The organism is Nisaea sediminum (assembly GCF_014904705.1).
Taxonomy (GTDB): Bacteria; Pseudomonadota; Alphaproteobacteria; order Thalassobaculales; family Thalassobaculaceae; genus Nisaea; species Nisaea sediminum.
Genome location: NZ_JACZCQ010000002.1, coordinates 273,554 through 289,290, shown reverse-complemented (window position 1 = coordinate 289,290; position 15,737 = coordinate 273,554). Strand labels below are relative to the sequence as shown.

General features: G+C 62.7%; 11 protein-coding genes and 1 tRNA gene. 6 read left to right on the top strand and 6 right to left on the bottom strand.

From position 1 onward, the window contains the following. Window positions 1–13 precede the first annotated feature (13 nt). On the top strand, window positions 14–1,699 hold the full coding sequence (locus tag IG122_RS04880) for a methyl-accepting chemotaxis protein (protein WP_193181017.1): 1,686 nt from the start codon (window positions 14–16) through the stop codon (window positions 1,697–1,699). Window positions 1,700–1,834: 135 nt separating this feature from the next. Here IG122_RS04880 and IG122_RS23940 read toward each other — a convergent pair whose 3' ends face one another. Beyond that, complete coding sequence (locus tag IG122_RS23940; protein ID WP_319024814.1) at window positions 1,835–3,250, bottom strand: sensor histidine kinase; 1,416 nt, start codon at window positions 3,248–3,250, stop codon at window positions 1,835–1,837. A gap of 206 nt (window positions 3,251–3,456) precedes the next feature. On the opposite strand from IG122_RS23940, the gene IG122_RS04865 reads away from it, so the two are divergent. Next, window positions 3,457–4,317 carry a substrate-binding periplasmic protein gene (locus tag IG122_RS04865; protein ID WP_193181011.1) on the top strand — a complete coding sequence of 287 codons (861 nt, stop codon included), beginning with the start codon at window positions 3,457–3,459 and terminating at the stop codon, window positions 4,315–4,317. Between the two features lie 68 nt (window positions 4,318–4,385). On the opposite strand, the gene IG122_RS04860 is transcribed toward IG122_RS04865, so the two are convergent. The 5 genes from IG122_RS04860 to pdxR form a co-directional block, all read right to left on the bottom strand. Then, complete coding sequence (locus tag IG122_RS04860; protein WP_193181009.1) at window positions 4,386–6,254, bottom strand: dihydroxy-acid dehydratase domain-containing protein; 1,869 nt, start codon at window positions 6,252–6,254, stop codon at window positions 4,386–4,388. A gap of 162 nt (window positions 6,255–6,416) precedes the next feature. Then, window positions 6,417–7,238, bottom strand: a complete 822-nt coding sequence (locus IG122_RS04855; RefSeq protein WP_193181007.1) for a class I SAM-dependent methyltransferase — start codon at window positions 7,236–7,238, stop codon at window positions 6,417–6,419. A gap of 80 nt (window positions 7,239–7,318) precedes the next feature. Then, window positions 7,319–7,411: transfer RNA gene (locus tag IG122_RS04850), tRNA-Ser, on the bottom strand. Between the two features lie 146 nt (window positions 7,412–7,557). Continuing rightward, window positions 7,558–9,174, bottom strand: a complete 1,617-nt coding sequence (locus IG122_RS24400; protein ID WP_193181005.1) for a GMC family oxidoreductase — start codon at window positions 9,172–9,174, stop codon at window positions 7,558–7,560. Then, entirely contained in the window at window positions 9,171–10,694 is a 1,524-nt protein-coding gene (gene pdxR / locus IG122_RS04840; RefSeq protein WP_226893328.1) for a MocR-like pyridoxine biosynthesis transcription factor PdxR, read from the bottom strand. The genes IG122_RS24400 and pdxR overlap by 4 nt, the downstream gene beginning before the upstream one ends. A gap of 170 nt (window positions 10,695–10,864) precedes the next feature. Here pdxR and IG122_RS04835 point away from each other — a divergent pair, with 170 nt between their 5' ends. The 4 genes from IG122_RS04835 (at window position 10,865) to IG122_RS04820 (ending at window position 15,734) form a co-directional block, all read left to right on the top strand. Further along, on the top strand, window positions 10,865–11,965 hold the full coding sequence (locus tag IG122_RS04835; RefSeq protein ID WP_193181003.1) for a mandelate racemase/muconate lactonizing enzyme family protein: 1,101 nt from the start codon (window positions 10,865–10,867) through the stop codon (window positions 11,963–11,965). A 16-nt stretch (window positions 11,966–11,981) separates the two neighbouring features. Further along, window positions 11,982–13,280: an NAD(P)/FAD-dependent oxidoreductase gene (locus tag IG122_RS04830; protein ID WP_193181001.1), complete on the top strand. Its 1,299-nt coding sequence runs from the start codon at window positions 11,982–11,984 to the stop codon at window positions 13,278–13,280. Window positions 13,281–13,471: 191 nt separating this feature from the next. Then, window positions 13,472–14,542 (top strand): ABC transporter substrate-binding protein, encoded by a 1,071-nt coding sequence (locus IG122_RS04825; RefSeq protein WP_193180999.1) that lies wholly within the window; start codon window positions 13,472–13,474, stop codon window positions 14,540–14,542. 112 nt (window positions 14,543–14,654) lie between these two features. Beyond that, on the top strand, window positions 14,655–15,734 hold the full coding sequence (locus IG122_RS04820) for an ABC transporter ATP-binding protein (protein ID WP_193180997.1): 1,080 nt from the start codon (window positions 14,655–14,657) through the stop codon (window positions 15,732–15,734). Window positions 15,735–15,737 lie beyond the last annotated feature (3 nt).

The window sequence follows — 15,737 nt, the reverse complement described above, 5'->3', positions numbered from 1 at the left end:
GGAGAATATGCAAATGGACTTTCTTCAAAACTTGAAGATTTCGCGAAAACTGGCGCTCTGCTTTTCCTTGTTGATCGCGACGACCGTTTTGATGGCGGTCCTCTCTTTCGCATCCATCGAGAAGATCAAGAGCGCGGACGAGGAAAGCGTCAGGTCGGAGCAGCTGGGCGAGATCTTTCTCGATTACGAACGCGCTTTCGCGCTCAAGCGTCAAGGACTCCTGTACTACCTCCTGACGGGCGATCGCGATGGGCTTAAGAAATTTAACGATATGACGCCGAAGGTCGAAGCCGGAATGACCCAGCTGCAAGAGAGCAGCAAAAACAACCCGGCGCTGTCCAAGCTGGTGGATACGCTGTTGACGGACTACCAGAAGTGGGCCGATGACTACGCGTCCGAACAGGTCCGCCTCATGAGCAACTATCTCACGGTCAATCAGGCGAGAGCGATCGAGGTGACCGGTGAGCCTCAGGCGGCGATTGATCATTTCACGGACACATCATCGAAACTTCAGGCGGAACTCCAGGCGATTTTGGCTGCTGCCTCGGAAACCCGCGCCGCAGCGATGGAGGCTTTCACCCTCACGATGTACATCTCGATTGCTCTCGTGGTCGTCATCGCGGTGGTTTCCGGCGTTGCTCTCAGCCGATCGATTGCCTCGCCGATAGGCGAGATGACCGACTTGATGGGTGTGATGGCTGGTGGAAATCTCGATGTCGAGGTGCGTGGAACGGAGCGGAAGGACGAGATCGGCAGCATGGCTGCGGCGGTCGAGGTTTTCAAGCGCAACGGTTTGGAGCAGCGCGAACAGCAGGCCCGAGAGGCTGAGCAGCAGGCGCGTGAGAACGAACGTCATCAGAAGATGGAGGAGTTTACCCGTGCCTTCGATAGCGAGATGGAAACCGTTCTGAAACTGGTCGAGGAGGCGGTCAATAGTGTTCGGGACTCCGCTTCGACCATGGCGGGCAACGCGCAAACCACGAACGATCTGTCCCGTGACGCCGCTGCTGCGATCGAGGAGGCGAACACGAATATCCAGACCGTGGCGTCGGCGACCACCGAGCTTTCCTCTTCGATCAACGAGATCTCGTCGCAGATGTCTCAGGCTTCGGCGGTGTCTCGTGCGGCCGTCGGGGAAGTGGAAACGACCAATGCCCGAGTTGGCGCGCTCAACACCGCGGCGGAAAGCATCGGGCAGGTGATCCAGATCATCGACGAGATCGCGGAGCAAACCAACCTCCTGGCCCTGAATGCGACGATCGAGGCGGCTCGGGCCGGAGAGGCCGGAAAGGGTTTTGCCGTGGTGGCAAGCGAGGTGAAGAGCCTGGCGACGCAAACCAGCAAGGCCACCGAGGAGATCAGCCAGAAGATCGCTGAAATCCAGAGTGAAACCGGCGCCGCGGCCGACGCCGTGCTTGAGATCGGCAATACGATCAACAAGATCGACGAGCTGACCGCGGTTGTTGCCAGTGCCGTGGAAGAGCAGGGGGCCGCGACCAACGAGATTGCCCAGAATATCGAGCAGGCCGCATCCGGAACGCAGACGGTCGCCGAGGTCGTCGAGACGGTATCGCGCGCCGCTGACGAGACCGGCCAGCTCGCCGACGGGCAGCAAAGCGTGGTTGCCGAACTCAGCGAGCGCAATCGCAAGCTCAAGAGCGAGATCGATCGCTTCCTTGGCAACGTGCGTTCTCTCTGAGTGGACGGACCGGAAGATCAGTATCGGGGCCGGATCGCAGATCCGGCCCTTTCGCATCGAGGTGTGGCCAATGACCGCCGGCCGGCAAATCGATCTGCACGATCGGTCCGCCGGCAGGATGATTGCGCGCCTCGCTCATAGAGATCCGGAACCGGCTCTCGATAGAGGCAGGTCGATCCAGAATGTTGCCCCTTCGCCTTCTGCGCTGTCACAACCGATCCGGCCGTGCATGCCTTCCGTGAGCATCTTGCAGATCGCAAGCCCGAGTCCGGCGCCGGGAATGTCCGGCATGTTGTTGTTGCCGCGGACGAACGGCTCGAAAATCGAGTCCGTGCGGTTTTTCGGGATACCGGTGCCGTCGTCCCGGACGTAGAGGCGGATCCACCCATCGGACATATTCCGGCAGCCTACGGCGACTTTTCCCCCGTCCGCATTGTACTTCGCGGCGTTGCTCACGAAGTTCAGTAGGATTTGGCGGATACGGGCGCGATCTCCGCGGACCTCCGCTTCGGTCATGATTTCGCTGGTCAGATTGAGGTGCCTGCCGGCAACGATTTCCTCGAATTGCGGCAGGTCCTGGCGGATGACTTCGGCGAGGCGCACGTCGCCGAGCTCGATATCGATCGAGCCAGCTTCAATTTTGGAAAAATCGAGAATGTCGCCGAGAAGCCGGTTCAGTTGCCTTCCCGCGCGCACGATATTCTTGAGATACTCGTTTCGATGCGCGGCATTGTCGACGCCTATGCCCATTTCCAACGCCTCGGCGTAGCCGATCACGGCATTCAATGGCGTGCGCATTTCATGGCTCATACTTGCGAGAAAGACTGACTTCGCTTTGTTGGCTTCCTGAGCCTCGCTGACCGCTCCGGCGAGCGCTCTGGTCGTCCGGACGACCTCGTCTTCAAGCAGGTCGAGTTCGTCGCCGCGAGATTTAGAGCGGACCCTGATTTCGGCAGGAGATGAAAATGTCTCGGCGAGTCGCGTCACCCGCTTCGTGATGATCCATTGAAAGATCAGCATAAGCGCCACGGCCAATATGGTGCTCTTCAGCAGCCCGGAAAATAGGATGTTACGGGTTCGCTGAGCGAATCCTGGAGCTGCGGTTATCGGATCCAGCTCGATCTCCAGTTTCCCGACGTCGAGCGCGGCGTTCTCGAAACGAAGCTGACGCTCGAAATGCTGTGCCTCGGAACCGAGAAGCAGCCTTTCGAGTGCGCTGCTGGACGGTTGCGTTTCGCGGGCCGCGCTCGCGAGCGTCAGATCGATCTCGTCGACAATCCGGGCGCGGACGACGGCGGGGTCGTTCAGGAGGCTGAGCGCCAGTTCCTGGGCGCCGACCGCGTCGAGACGGTAAGCTGCCCGGGCGGCCGGCCGGCTGGCAAAAGCAAGGAGAGTGTCGGCGTGCGCGCTGAGATTCTGCCGCTGATTGTGCGCGTCTAGAAGGACCTGTACCGCGGCAAACAGGATGCCGAGTATCATTCCGATCAGAACGGCGATTTGCGCTTGGCGAACCGACAAGCGGCGCCAGAACGGTACCTGCAGACGGCTCACGTAATCTCTCGTCACAGACTCGGCACTCTCAGGATATAGAACCGTTTTACCCCAGGCCAGAACTCTAGGGTGTTAGTGGATTACTTGCGGTAATATGTGTCTCGAATAAGGTTTGTTTTTCCCGGTTTTGCCCGAGATCCGATACCTGTCCCGGGGCCGACGGCCAAAGCATCGCGCGATCTTCATTCAATGGAGCCACAATAAACTTGGCGGGACGGAAATTGCGATTGCAGCTGAGTGTTCTGCTGACTGTTCTGGCGGCCGTCTGCTTTTCGCCGTTGCGGCCAGCTGCGGCGGAGACGCGCTTGATATGCGATCGCGGGACGGTCCACGAGATCGCGGCCGAAGACGGGTTTTTTCCCTATACCGGGCTGTTCCAGGGGGAGCTCAGGGGATTCTCCCTCGATATCGTGACGGCGGCCTTCGATGCCGTCGGCTGCAAAGTCCGTTTCACGGCCATGCCCTATGCCCGTTGCGTGCGTGATGTCGAAGTCGGCCGTCGGATCGGGTGCTTCAACACGACGAACTCGGAAGCCAATCAACGGAAGTTCCTCTTTCACGAAGAACCTTTGTTCCGTGGCAGAATCCTGATCTATGCGCACCCCGACCGGCGCGAGGCTTTCACGGGCGAGGATTTCCGAACCGGAACGTTCTCGATTGTGCGCGGTTTTACCTATACCGATTCCTTTGACCGGAATGCCGACATCGACAAGATTGCGGTCGAATCGGATCTTCAGACCTTGGCTATGGTGGCGCGGAAAAGGGCTGATTTCGCCGTCGTCTATGAAAAGGTCGCTCAGTTTCAGATTGCGCGGAACAAGGCGCGGATCGATCCGGCACCGGTGCCCATCCACAGTCTGACGGAATTCGATCTCTTCATATCCTTCAGCAAGGTTCAGTTCGGCCGTTCGAAGGCATTGGCCCGTATGCTCGACCGGGGTCTCAAGGAAATTCGCGCCAACGGGACTTATGCAGCGATTGAGATTTCCTGGGCCGAGTGGCTGGAGCATGGCGCGGCATCGCTGGAATCACCGCCACATTGGCAGCCCATTCCGGCACGGGACTGAGCAAAAAAACGGGCCGGACCGCCAACATGGCAGATCCGGCCCGATTGACTCATGCTCCGTTCGCTAGACTAGAACGCTTTCGCGGAGCCCGGGCGATGCCTGTTTTCCGGCACGAAACCCGACTTCTCCGCCACGCGCGCATCGCGGACCCAGACCTCCCGGTTCGGGTGCAGGCCGCCGCCCCGGATGGCCGGAACCGCGGTATGGCGAGCCCTGTGCAGAAGCCGGGTATCGGCGGCGCCGCAATTCGGGTGAATGCCGCCATTGTCGGCCACGACCTTCTCCCAGGCCGCCTTGCGGGCAGCCGCCGTCGCCGGGTCCTGCAGCGCGGTGCAGTTCAGTTCGTTCGTTTCCAGGTCCGCGACGATCTCGTCGCCATCCTCGATCAGAGCGATTGGGCCGCCGAGCGCCGCTTCCGGGCCAACATGGCCGATGACCAGGCCGACCGAACCGCCGGAGAAGCGGGCGTCTGTCATCAGCGCGACGACGATACCGCGCTCACGGCAGAGCGTGGTGATGCGGGAGGTCGGATCGAGCATTTCCGGCATGCCGGGCGCGCCGCTCGGACCCGCGTAGCGGACGATGACGATATCGTTGTTCTCGAATTGCTCCGGTGCTTCGTCCAGCGCCTTCAGCAGCCCTGCTTCGCCTTCGAAAACCCGCGCCTTGCCGGCAAAGCGGTTGTTCTCCAGCCCGCCCTCGACGCCGGCCAGCTTCAGGATGGCGGAGAAGTCGGGAGAGAGATTGCCGCCCAGCATGCGCAGTCCACCGGTCGGCTTGTAGGGCTTCTCGACCGGATAGATCACCGTGCCGTCGACCTTCTTGCTGCCGAGCCGCGTGACCTGTTCGGCCAGCGTTTCGCCGGTGCAGGTGAGGACGTCGCCGTTCAGCAGGCCCGCTTCCAGCAGTTCGCGGACGATGACCTGGACACCGCCGACGGCGTCGATATCGACCATCGAGTACTTGCCGTAGGGCCGGGCGTCGGTCAGCACCGGGACGACATGCTGGGAGAGATGGTTGAACTCTTCCGGTGTGATGACTTCTTTCCAGAAGTCGCTGAAACCCGCCGCGCGGGCGATTTCAGGGGCGTGCAGAACCACGTTGGTGGAGCCGCCGATCGCCATGGAGACGATCATCGCATTGCGCAGCGAGTCCCGGACGACGATATCTCGCGGCTTCAGGTCAGCGTCGATCAGAGCGGCCAGACGGTCGACCAGCTCGGTCGGGAAGTCTTTGAGGCGGCGCGGGTCGTCGGACGCGGGGGCGACCATGTGTAGCGGTTGCATGCCGACGACGCCGATGAAGGTCTGCATCGTGTTGTAGGTGAACATGCCGCCGCAGCTGCCGAAGCCGGGGCAGGCGTGGCAGGAGATGTGATGGCGGAACTCGGGATCCGGATTGCCGGCGACCTGATAGGCGCTGACGATATCGAGCGCTTCGCCGGTATTCGGATCCTTGCCCGGATGGATCGGCCCGTCGGACATGATGATGGCGGGCTGGTTGTGCTCCAGCAGGGCGGCCAACGTGCCGACTGGCGGTTTGTCGCACGCCACGACCGCGATGGTGCCGGCAAGGCCGGTCGCTTCGAGATGCTCGCAGAGCGCGTCGTTGGTCACTTCGCGGCCAATCAGCGAATAGCGCATCTCCGGCGTGCCGTTGCGCACGCCGTCGGACGTGGCGATGGTGAATTCCGGCTGCACCAGACGCAGCTTCAGCTTGCCCGCTTCCTGCCCGATGCGCTCGCGCAGGCAGGCGTGGATCGCCTCAACTTTGGCCTGGACGCCGAGATAGCACTGGCTGTCGCCCTTGGTGCCGACGACGCCGACGGACGGCTCGTGGATTAGCTCCGGATCTGTGCCGAGCTCGCGCGCAAGCCCGATGGTCTGGGCCGAGCGGCCCGGATGGCGGTCGATGAGTAGGGTTCTAGAATTCTTCACGGAGCGTTTCCTCGGTTAGGCGCAAGTCTGTCGGACACCAGCTTTTGACGGTTCTTACCCGATAATCCGGCGGAGATGATAGGGCAAGCACTCTCGGTCCGCCAAACCGCCCGGTCAACGCGCCAATTCGTCAAAGCTGACGTTCAGTCCGGGAGAGCGGCCTCAGGACTTCCGCGCCGTCATACAGAGCCAGGGTGTTGGCCCGGCGCGTTCTTCCCAGAGACAGAGCAACTGATCGAGCTGAGAGAGCCCGCGCGCCCAGTCTGAAACCGGCGTGCCCGGATAGCTGTCATGGGGGACGAGGCGGACCTCATGCGTTGCCGTGAAACGATCTGCGAGGAGCTTCGAGATGACCGTCTCACCCGGTTTCGCCAGCAGGTCGTGACATTCCACGATCAGGTCGAACCGGGCGAGGGCAGGGTACGTCGTCGGATCGAGCAGATCCTTCTCGGCCCCTTCTATGTCGCAGAGGATGAGGCCGGCGCCGAGTGCGGCGAGGCCGTCCAGCTCCTCCGGCGTGAAGCGGCCTCGGATCTCGCAGCGTTCCGAGACATCGTTCATGGCGGCAAGCACACGGCACTGCTCTCGCCGTTCCTCGACCTCTTCATAGAGGATCACGCGCGCCTCCGGGCAAAGCCGGGCCATGCCGACCCCGTAATAGCCGTCGGCGGCGCCGATATTGACGATGGTCGCATAGTTACGCGCCACGCTGGTTTCGATGATCTCGTGCAAAGGGTGCTCGTAGACGCCGGCGATCTTCGGCAGATGCGTGCCCTCGACGGTGAAGTCGTGATAGCGCATACCCCTGAAAGGACCCGCCTCGATGACGCTATGCCCGCGCTGCTTCAGGCTGTTGGTCAGCAGCAGTTCCCGCAACTTGGCGGCGCGGTAGAGGATCACCTCGCATTCGAACACCGACGGCGTGTCCGAGCGGTTCAGGATCTCGAGGATGCTCTCGCGGAAGCGGCGGCGGAGGTCGGACATTTACGAATAGACTCTGATGGCTCACAAGGACGCACATCTTCGTATCGAATGCTGAGCGGGAAAGTCGCAAAAAAAGGGAATGGCGGAGGGGATGGGATTCGAACCCACGATAGGGTTATTAACCCTATAACGGTTTAGCAAACCGCCGCCTTCAGCCTCTCGGCCACCCCTCCGCACAAGGGCTCAACGCGGGGCGAGCCCCACAACACGGCGTATGCTGCGCTCCTTCTATGCGGGCGCCTCAGCGCTGTCAACGCATGGTGCCCGCCGGATGACAGATTTTTTTCCTCCCGGCCGCAAGGCGCCTGGATTACGAGGCTCAGCGGTTGCCGAGGATGATGTCTCTCGCCTTCTCGCCGACCATGATCGAAGGGGCATTGGTATTGCCGGAGGGGATCGTCGGAAAGATCGAGGCATCGGCGACGCGCAGATTCTCGAGGCCATGGACCCGGAGATCCGGACGCACCACGTCCGTCTCCGGGTCCGGGCCCATGCGGCAGGTGCCGGAGGGGTGGAACACGGAGCCGCCGGTATCGCGGAAATAGTCGAGCATCTCGTCGTCGCTGTGTACGTCCGGACCGGGCGAGACTTCCTCCTCGATCACCTCGCGCATGGTCGGGGTCGCGGCCAACTTCCGGATGAACTTGAAGCCCTCCAGGTTCTCCTGCAGGTCGAACTCGGTCGAGAGATAGTTCGGCTGAATTTCCGGCGCCTCGTGCGGATCGGCAGAGCGCAGCTTCAGCCAGCCGCGGCTCGTCGGACGGCATTGCGAGATGCTGGTCAGGAACGCGGCATAGGGGTCCGGGTGCATCAGCGCCCGCTTGCCCGGCGCACCCTTCTTGTAGCTTAGCGGCGAGAAATAGAGCTGCATGTTCGGCCGCAAGAGCTCCGGCCGGGTACGGATGAAACCGCCCGCCTGATTGAGGCTCATGCCGACCGGCCCTCGGAGCGTGAGAAGATAACGCATGCCGGCCAACGCGCGGCCCCACCAGGGCGCAAGTTCATTGTTCAGCGACGGCCGGCGCGAGCGGAACATTTGGTCGACGATGTAATGGTCCATCAGGTTGCGCCCGACACCCGGACGGTCGGTATGGACCGCGATGCCGAGGTCGCGCAGTTCTTCCGCCGGGCCGATGCCGGAGTGAAGCATCAGGGCCGGGCTGCCGACGGCTCCGGCTGCGAGAATGATCTCCGCTTCCGCTGTTGCACTGCGCGGGATCCCATGGGCGCGGTATTCGATGCCGGTGACGCGCCTGCCGTCAAACAACAGCTTCTCCGCCACGGCATTGGTCTCAATCTTCAGGTTCGCACGCCTCCGCGCCGGCCAGAGATAGGCGCGGGCCGCCGACATCCGGAAGCCGCTGCCGATCGTGAAGTGATACGGTCCGATACCTTCCTGGCTGGCGCCGTTGAAATCCGGATTGACCGGCACGCCCGCTTCCGCGCCCGCCGAGAAGAAGTCGGCGCAGAGCGGATGCAGGTCCGCGAGCGGCGCAGTGACTTTCAGCGGGCCGGATCCGCCATGCCAGGCGCTCTCTCCGTCCTGGTGGGATTCCATGCGCTTGTAGACCGGGAGGATGTCACGCCATCCCCAGCCTGGATTTCCGGCCGCTTCCCAGTCTCCGTAATCCTCGGCCTGACCGCGGATATAGACCATGGCGTTGATCGAGCTGGAGCCGCCGAGCACCTTGCCGCGTGGCCAATAGGTCTGGCGGTTTCCGGCGGTCGGGACCGGCGCGGACATGTACATCCAGTTCACCGACGGATCGTAGAAGGACTTGCCGTAGCCGATCGGAACCTGGATCCAGAACTGCCGGTCGTCGCCGCCGGCTTCGAGCAGCAGGACCTTGTGCCGGCCGCTCTCGCTGAGCCGGGCCGCGAGCGCGCATCCGGCAGAACCGGCGCCGACGACGATATAGTCGAATGTGTCTGTCACGATGAGTTTTCCAATCGGGAAGCCGTTTGTCGTTTCGCCTGCTCGGCCTCGAGGATCCGCGCAAGTCCCCGGACGCCCTGTTCGATATCTTCAGGAGGGACACCGCTAAAGCCGAGCACGAGCCCGGTCTTGTCCAGAGGCGTCATCGCGTAGCGTCCGAAAGGCGTCACGGTGATGCCGGCGTCATTCGCCGCTTCGGCAACGGCATTTTCCGCTAGCCCGGAAGCCAGGCGCCCGGTCGTGTGCAGGCCGGTATCCGTCGGCTTCACGGTCAGAAGGCCGTCCAGCTGTTCGGACGCGCACTGCATCAGGATCTGGTAGCGCTCGGTATAGATCCGGCGCATGCGGCGCAGATGGGTGGCGAAATGACCTTCGTCCATGAACCCCGCGACGATCGCCTGGCTGTTCAGCGGCGCACTCGGAAGCCAGCTCTCGAAAAGGTGGTTCAGGATCGGCACGAATGGCGGCGGAGCGAGGATGTAGCCGAGCCGGAGCGCCGGGAAGAGGGTCTTCGAGAAAGTGCCGACATAGAAGACCCGGTCGGCATGGTCGATGCTCTTCAGGGTCGGGATCGGGTGGGTACCGTAATAGAACTCGCCGTCGTAATCGTCTTCGATGATCCAGGCGTCCGCGGCCTCCGCCGCGTTCAGAAGGGCGAAGCGGCGCTCGAGGCTCATTGTGACGCCGAGCGGCTGCTGATGCAGGGGGGTGACGAAAGCGAGGCGGAAGTCCGGCGCGCGTTCCAGCCCCGCCGCGACGTCGAGGCCATCGCTGTCGATTGGCAGCGGAACCAGGTCGCCGCCAGCCGCCCGGAGCGCGTTCTGCGCTCCAATGGCGCCCGGGTTCTCGAACCAGACCTTGTCGCCCTGTTTCAGCAGCATGGAGGCGATGATGTGGAAGCCGTGCTGGGCGCCGTTGGTGACGAAGATCTGCTCCTCGTCGCAATTGATCCCCTGGTTTGCCTTCAGATGCGCTGCGATGGCCCGGCGCAGGGGCGGAAAGCCGGTCGCGCTGCCGTAACCGAGCACGAGGTCGCGCTGCTCGCGCCAGTGCTTGTTCGACTGCCGGGTCCATTGCGCCACCGGGAACATGTCGACCGCAGGGAGGGCGGTCGTGAAGGCGCGCACCGTGTGCGGCAGGCGGACGGCGAAACCGGTTCCGAGATTCACCGGGGCACGAACGTCAGCTTTCGTTGTTCTCGGGGCTTCCTTCGGCGGCTTCTCGGAACCGCCGTCGCCGTCGCCCAGCCGTACGGAGTCGCTGACATAGGTCCCGGCACCGGTGCGGGCTTCCAGCAGCCCCTCCGAGATCAGCCGCTCGAAGACCTCGACCATGGTGGTACGCGAGACGCCGAGATCGCGTGCCAGCGTCCGCGTCGCCGGCAGGCGGTCGCCGCCGCGCAGCCCGCCCGCGAGGATGATCTCGCGGATCGAGCTGGCGATCTGGCTCGCCAGCAGACGGGACGAGTCGTGATCGATCCGGATGGCGCTGAGCAAGGCGCCGGCGGCACGTTTCACCATGAATGCGGCGGGCTCCCTGCCGACTGGAGAAAGGACGATTGATTGGTCTGGTGTTTTCTCGAAAATGGACCTTAATTTGCGTCCAAATCAATCGTCAAGATTGTGCAACAAAGTGGCCGATAAACTGCGGACGGCAGCGGCGCCGATTTCTCTGGTGTGGATATGCATTCATGAAAATCACAAAGATCGAGACATTCAGCACCCGGTTCGTCGGCTTCGTGCGCGTGACGATCGAAGACGGGAGCCAGGGTTGGGGCCAGGTCTCGACCTATAATTCCGATATCTCCTCGCTGGTGCTGCATCGCCAGGTCGCGCCTTACGCACTCGGCTGGAACGCCTTCGATCTTCCGGGGCTGATGCGGATCATCCCGGAGAAGGAGCACAAGTTCCCGGGCGCCTATCTGCGCCGCGGCATGGCCGGGCTCGATACCGCGCTCTACGACCTCTACGGCAAGCGCGGGGGCAAAAGCGTCTGCGAGCTGCTCGGCGGTACCCCGCGCCCGTTCCGGGTCTACGGCTCCAGCATGCGGCGCGACATCACCCCGGCAGACGAGGTCGAACGGCTGAAGCGGCAGCAGGACGAATGCGGTTACGACGCCTTCAAGATCCGGGTCGGCAGCGAATACGGCCATGACGTCGACGAATGGCCCGGCCGGACGGAAGAGATCATCGGAGCGATGAGCAAGGCTTTCGGCGAGAGCTGCGATCTCCTCGCGGACGCCAACAGCTGCTTCACGCCCAAGCGTGCGATCGAGGTCGGCCGGATGATGCAGGATCACGGTTTCTGCCATTTCGAGGAACCATGTCCCTATTGGGAGCTGGAATGGACCAAGGAAGTCTCCGACGCGCTCGACATCGACGTGACCGGCGGCGAGCAGGACTGCGATCTCGCGCACTGGCGGCGGATGGCGGCGATGCACGCGGTCGACGTGCTGCAGCCTGATATTCTCTATATCGGCGGCATCCACCGCACGCTGCATATCGCGGATCTGGCGAAGAAATACGGCATGGCCTGCACGCCGCACTCGGCCAATCTCGGTCTGGTCACGATCTTCACGCTGCACCTGATGGGCGCGATCGAGGCGGCCGGACCCTATGTCGAATTCGCGATCGAGGATTTCGACTACTACCCGTGGCAAAAGGATCTCTACGATCCGTTCCCCGTGGCCCGCGACGGCAAGGTCGAAATTCCGTCGGGACCAGGCTGGGGTGTCGAGATCCGGCAAGACTGGCTCGAGCGGGCGCAGTATCAATGCTCTGAACTCGATTGAGCCGACCGGAGCCATCATGCAGAGCGACATATTCACTGAAGACTTCACCACCGATCCCTATTGGTGGGGGGAAACGCCGCGGCCCGAGATCGCCAGGCCCGACTTGCCGCAGCAGGTCGACGTGCTGGTGGTCGGCTCCGGTTATACCGGCCTGTCGGCGGCACTGGAGCTGGCCCGGGCCGGACGTTCCGTACTGGTTTGCGATGCCGAGGATGCCGGTTGGGGCTGCAGCACGCGGAACGGCGGCCAGATCAGCCGCTCGATCAAGCCGGGTTACGAGGAACTGACGCGCCGCTATGGCACCGATACGGCGTTCGGCATCATCCGCGAAGGTTCGAATGCCCTCGATTGGATCACCGATTTCGTCGCCGCCGAGAAGATCGACTGCGATTTCGCCGTGCCCGGCAAGTTCACCGCCGCGCATAACCCGATCCAGTTCGAGAAGATGGCTTGGGCGGCGGAAAACCAGCCGGCGGGACTGGTCGAGCCGCTCCGCGTCGTCACGCGCGCCGAACAGCATGCGGAAATCGGCACGGATGCCTATTACGGCGGGATCGTGAACGAAAGCACGGCCTCGCTCGACCCGGCGAAGTTTCATGCGGGGCTGCTGCGACGCGCCGAGGAAGCGGGTGTCGTCATCGCCACGCGCTGTCCAGTCACCTCGATCGAGGAGAGCGCTCCCGGATTCCGGGTCAGGACGGGCAGGGGCGTCGTCCGCGCGCGCAATGTAATGGTCGCAAGCAACGGTTATACGGGTGCGGTCTCCGGCTGGCAGCGCCGGCGGGTCATCCCGATCGGCAGCTATATCATCGCCACGGAGGCGCTACCGAAGGAACAGATGGACCGGCTGATCCCGACCGACCGCATGCTCGGGGACAGCCGCAAGGTGGTCTATTACTACCGGCCGTCACCGGACCGGACGCGGATTCTGTTCGGAGGCCGGGTTTCCGCCGGCGAGACCGACCCGCGCAAGAGTGCGCCACTGCTGCGTCGCGATCTCGCCGCGATCTTCCCTGAACTGGCCGATGTCCGGGTCAGTCACTCCTGGATGGGTTTCGTCGCCTATACCTTCGATACGCTTGCCCATGTGGGCTGTCATGAAAACGTCCACTATGCGATGGGATATTGCGGCTCGGGTGTGTCCATGTCGGGGTATCTCGGAATGCGTGTCGCGCAGCAGATGCTGGGGAAGAAGGAGGGCCGGACGGCCTTCGACGGGATCGGTTTCCCGACGCGTCCTCTCTATACGGGCCGTCCCTGGTTCCTCGCCGCGTCGGTTGCCTATTTCCGCTGGCGCGACGGCTGGAACCGGTAGCGGTTTCCTCGATGCGAACGGTTGCTCCCTGTAAAATTGGTCTGTTGTTTATTCGAGAATGGACCTGTTCCGTGGGCCAATCTGGCCTTTCACTTTTCTGTAACGGGCCGGACCGGATGTAGTCCAGGAGAGGGGCGAAAACGCTCCATCTCCGAGCAAGACCCACCAAACGAACAGCGGAGAAACCTCACATGACGAACAAGAAGAACATTTCCCGCCGCGGCATTCTGACCGTGGCGGCCGGCGCGATGGCCCTGTCCGCGGTCGCGCTTCCCGCACTTGCCGCCGACAGCGTGACCGTCGCGTCCTGGGGCGGCTCCTACCAGAATGCCCAGAGCCTTGCGCTCTTCCAGCCCGCGGCAAAGGCCATGGGGATCACCGTCAAGGAAGAGACCTATGGCGGCATGTCCGACGTCCGTCTGAAAGTGAAGGCCGGCGCGGTCGGCTGGGACATCGTTTCCAGCGGCTCCGGCAGCGCTGCCCGCGCCGCCGAGGAAGGTCTGCTCGAGAAGATCGATTTCGGAATCGTCGACGTCTCGACCTTCTATCCGGGGCTCTACACCGATTACTGCATCGGTAGCGACGTGTTCTCCACGGTCATGGCCTACAATACCGCGACCTACGGCGATAACGGGCCGAAGAGCTGGGCCGATTTCTGGGACGTGAAGAAGTTCCCGGGCAAGCGATCCTATCGCGACAAGGTCGCGGGTGCGCTGGAGCCGGCGCTGATGGCCGACGGTGTCGCGCCGCAAGACGTCTACAAGGTTCTCGACAGCGAGGAGGGCATCAAGCGCGCGATCGACAAGATCCGCGAACTGAAGCCGAGCGTCGCGGTCTGGTGGTCGTCGGGAGCGCAGCATGCGCAGCTGATGAAGGACGGTGAGGTCGACATGGTCACCGGCTGGAACGGCCGCTTCGACGTTGCGAAGAAGGATGGTGCCAAGGTGGCCTATACCTTCAACCAGGCGCTGCTCGACTATGACTGCTTCGCCATCCCGAAGGGCGCTCCGAACAAGGATCTGGCGATGAAGTTCCTGGCCGAGATGAGCAAGCCGGAGATCCAGGCGAACCTGCCGGAGCACATCACCTACGGCCCGACCAACAAGAAGGCCTATGAGATCGGCAAGATCGATGAAGCCATGGCGCGCGCGATGCCGTCCCACCCGGACAATGCCAAGCTGCAGCTGCCGATCAGCCTCGCCTGGTACGCCAAGTGGGAACAGAAGGCGGCCGCGATGTATCAGGAAATGTTGACCGAGTAGAAACCGGCTCTTGGTCAAACTGGGGAGGGGACGGCGCCTGGTCGCCGTCCCCGTTTCCATCCGCCGCGAATGCGGCCACATTTCCCATGACACGAATTTCTGAGAGCTTGGAATGTCGAAGCAGGACGCGCTTCCGATATCGATTTCCGGCCTGACGAAGAGCTATGGCAGCCTCTTTGCCCTCGATCACGTCGATCTCGAGGTCAAGAGCGGCGAGTTTCTGACGCTCCTCGGCCCGTCCGGATCGGGAAAGACCACGCTGCTGATGGCGCTTGCCGGTTTCACGCGCCCGGATCACGGCAGCATCCGCTTCGGCGACGAGGAGATCGTGACCATGCCGCCGCACAAGCGCGGTGTCGGCATGGTGTTCCAGAACTACGCCCTCTTTCCGCATATGAGCGTGGCGGCCAACGTTGCCTACCCGCTGAAGCTGCGGAAGGTAGCGAAGGCGGAAGCCGCTGGTCTCGTCGAGCGGGCACTGGAGACGGTGCAGCTCGGCGGTTACGGTGAACGGCGGATCGGCCAGCTTTCCGGCGGGCAGAAGCAGCGCGTCGCGCTCGCCCGCGCCATCGTCTTCAGTCCGCGCATTCTGCTGATGGACGAGCCGCTCTCCGCACTCGACAAGAATCTCCGCGAGCAGATGCAGATCGAGCTCCGGCACTTGCACGAGAAGCTCGGCATGACCACGGTCTATGTCACGCACGATCAGCGCGAGGCGCTGACCATGTCGGACCGCATCGCCGTCATCAATCATGGCCGCCTTATGCAGCTCGACGCGCCGCGCCGGATCTACGAGCGTCCTGCAAACCGTTTCATCGCCGAATTCATAGGTGAGTCGACCTTCCTCAAGCTGGAGCGCAAGGGCGACAATCTCAGTTTCGCCGGTGTCGCGCTCGAGGTGGGCGAGGTGCCGGACGGGCGCGCTCTCTCTCTTGTCGTTCGGCCCGAACGTCTGACCATTCTCGACGGCAGCGATTCCGGGAAAACCAATATCTTCCCCGGCACGGTGAAGGATCTCGTCTATCAGGGCGATACCACGCTCGCCTATGTGACGCTGGCGGACGGCACGGACATCGCGGTGCGCGCCGGCATGCGCAGCGAGGCGGCGATCGAGAAGCTGGCCGTCGGCGAACGCGTCGCGCTCGGACTGAAGCCGGCCGACGTCGTTCTGATTCCGGACGAGGGGGAATGAGAG

Coding starts and splice junctions, on each gene's coding strand:
- IG122_RS04880 (WP_193181017.1), top strand. CDS start 14: ATGGACTTTCTTCAAAACTTGAAGATTTCGCGAAAACTGGCGCTCTGC.
- IG122_RS04825 (WP_193180999.1), top strand. CDS start 13,472: ATGACGAACAAGAAGAACATTTCCCGCCGCGGCATTCTGACCGTGGCG.
- IG122_RS04820 (WP_193180997.1), top strand. CDS start 14,655: ATGTCGAAGCAGGACGCGCTTCCGATATCGATTTCCGGCCTGACGAAG.
- IG122_RS04835 (WP_193181003.1), top strand. CDS start 10,865: ATGAAAATCACAAAGATCGAGACATTCAGCACCCGGTTCGTCGGCTTC.
- pdxR (WP_226893328.1), bottom strand. CDS start 10,694: ATGGTGAAACGTGCCGCCGGCGCCTTGCTCAGCGCCATCCGGATCGAT.
- IG122_RS04855 (WP_193181007.1), bottom strand. CDS start 7,238: ATGTCCGACCTCCGCCGCCGCTTCCGCGAGAGCATCCTCGAGATCCTG.
- IG122_RS04830 (WP_193181001.1), top strand. CDS start 11,982: ATGCAGAGCGACATATTCACTGAAGACTTCACCACCGATCCCTATTGG.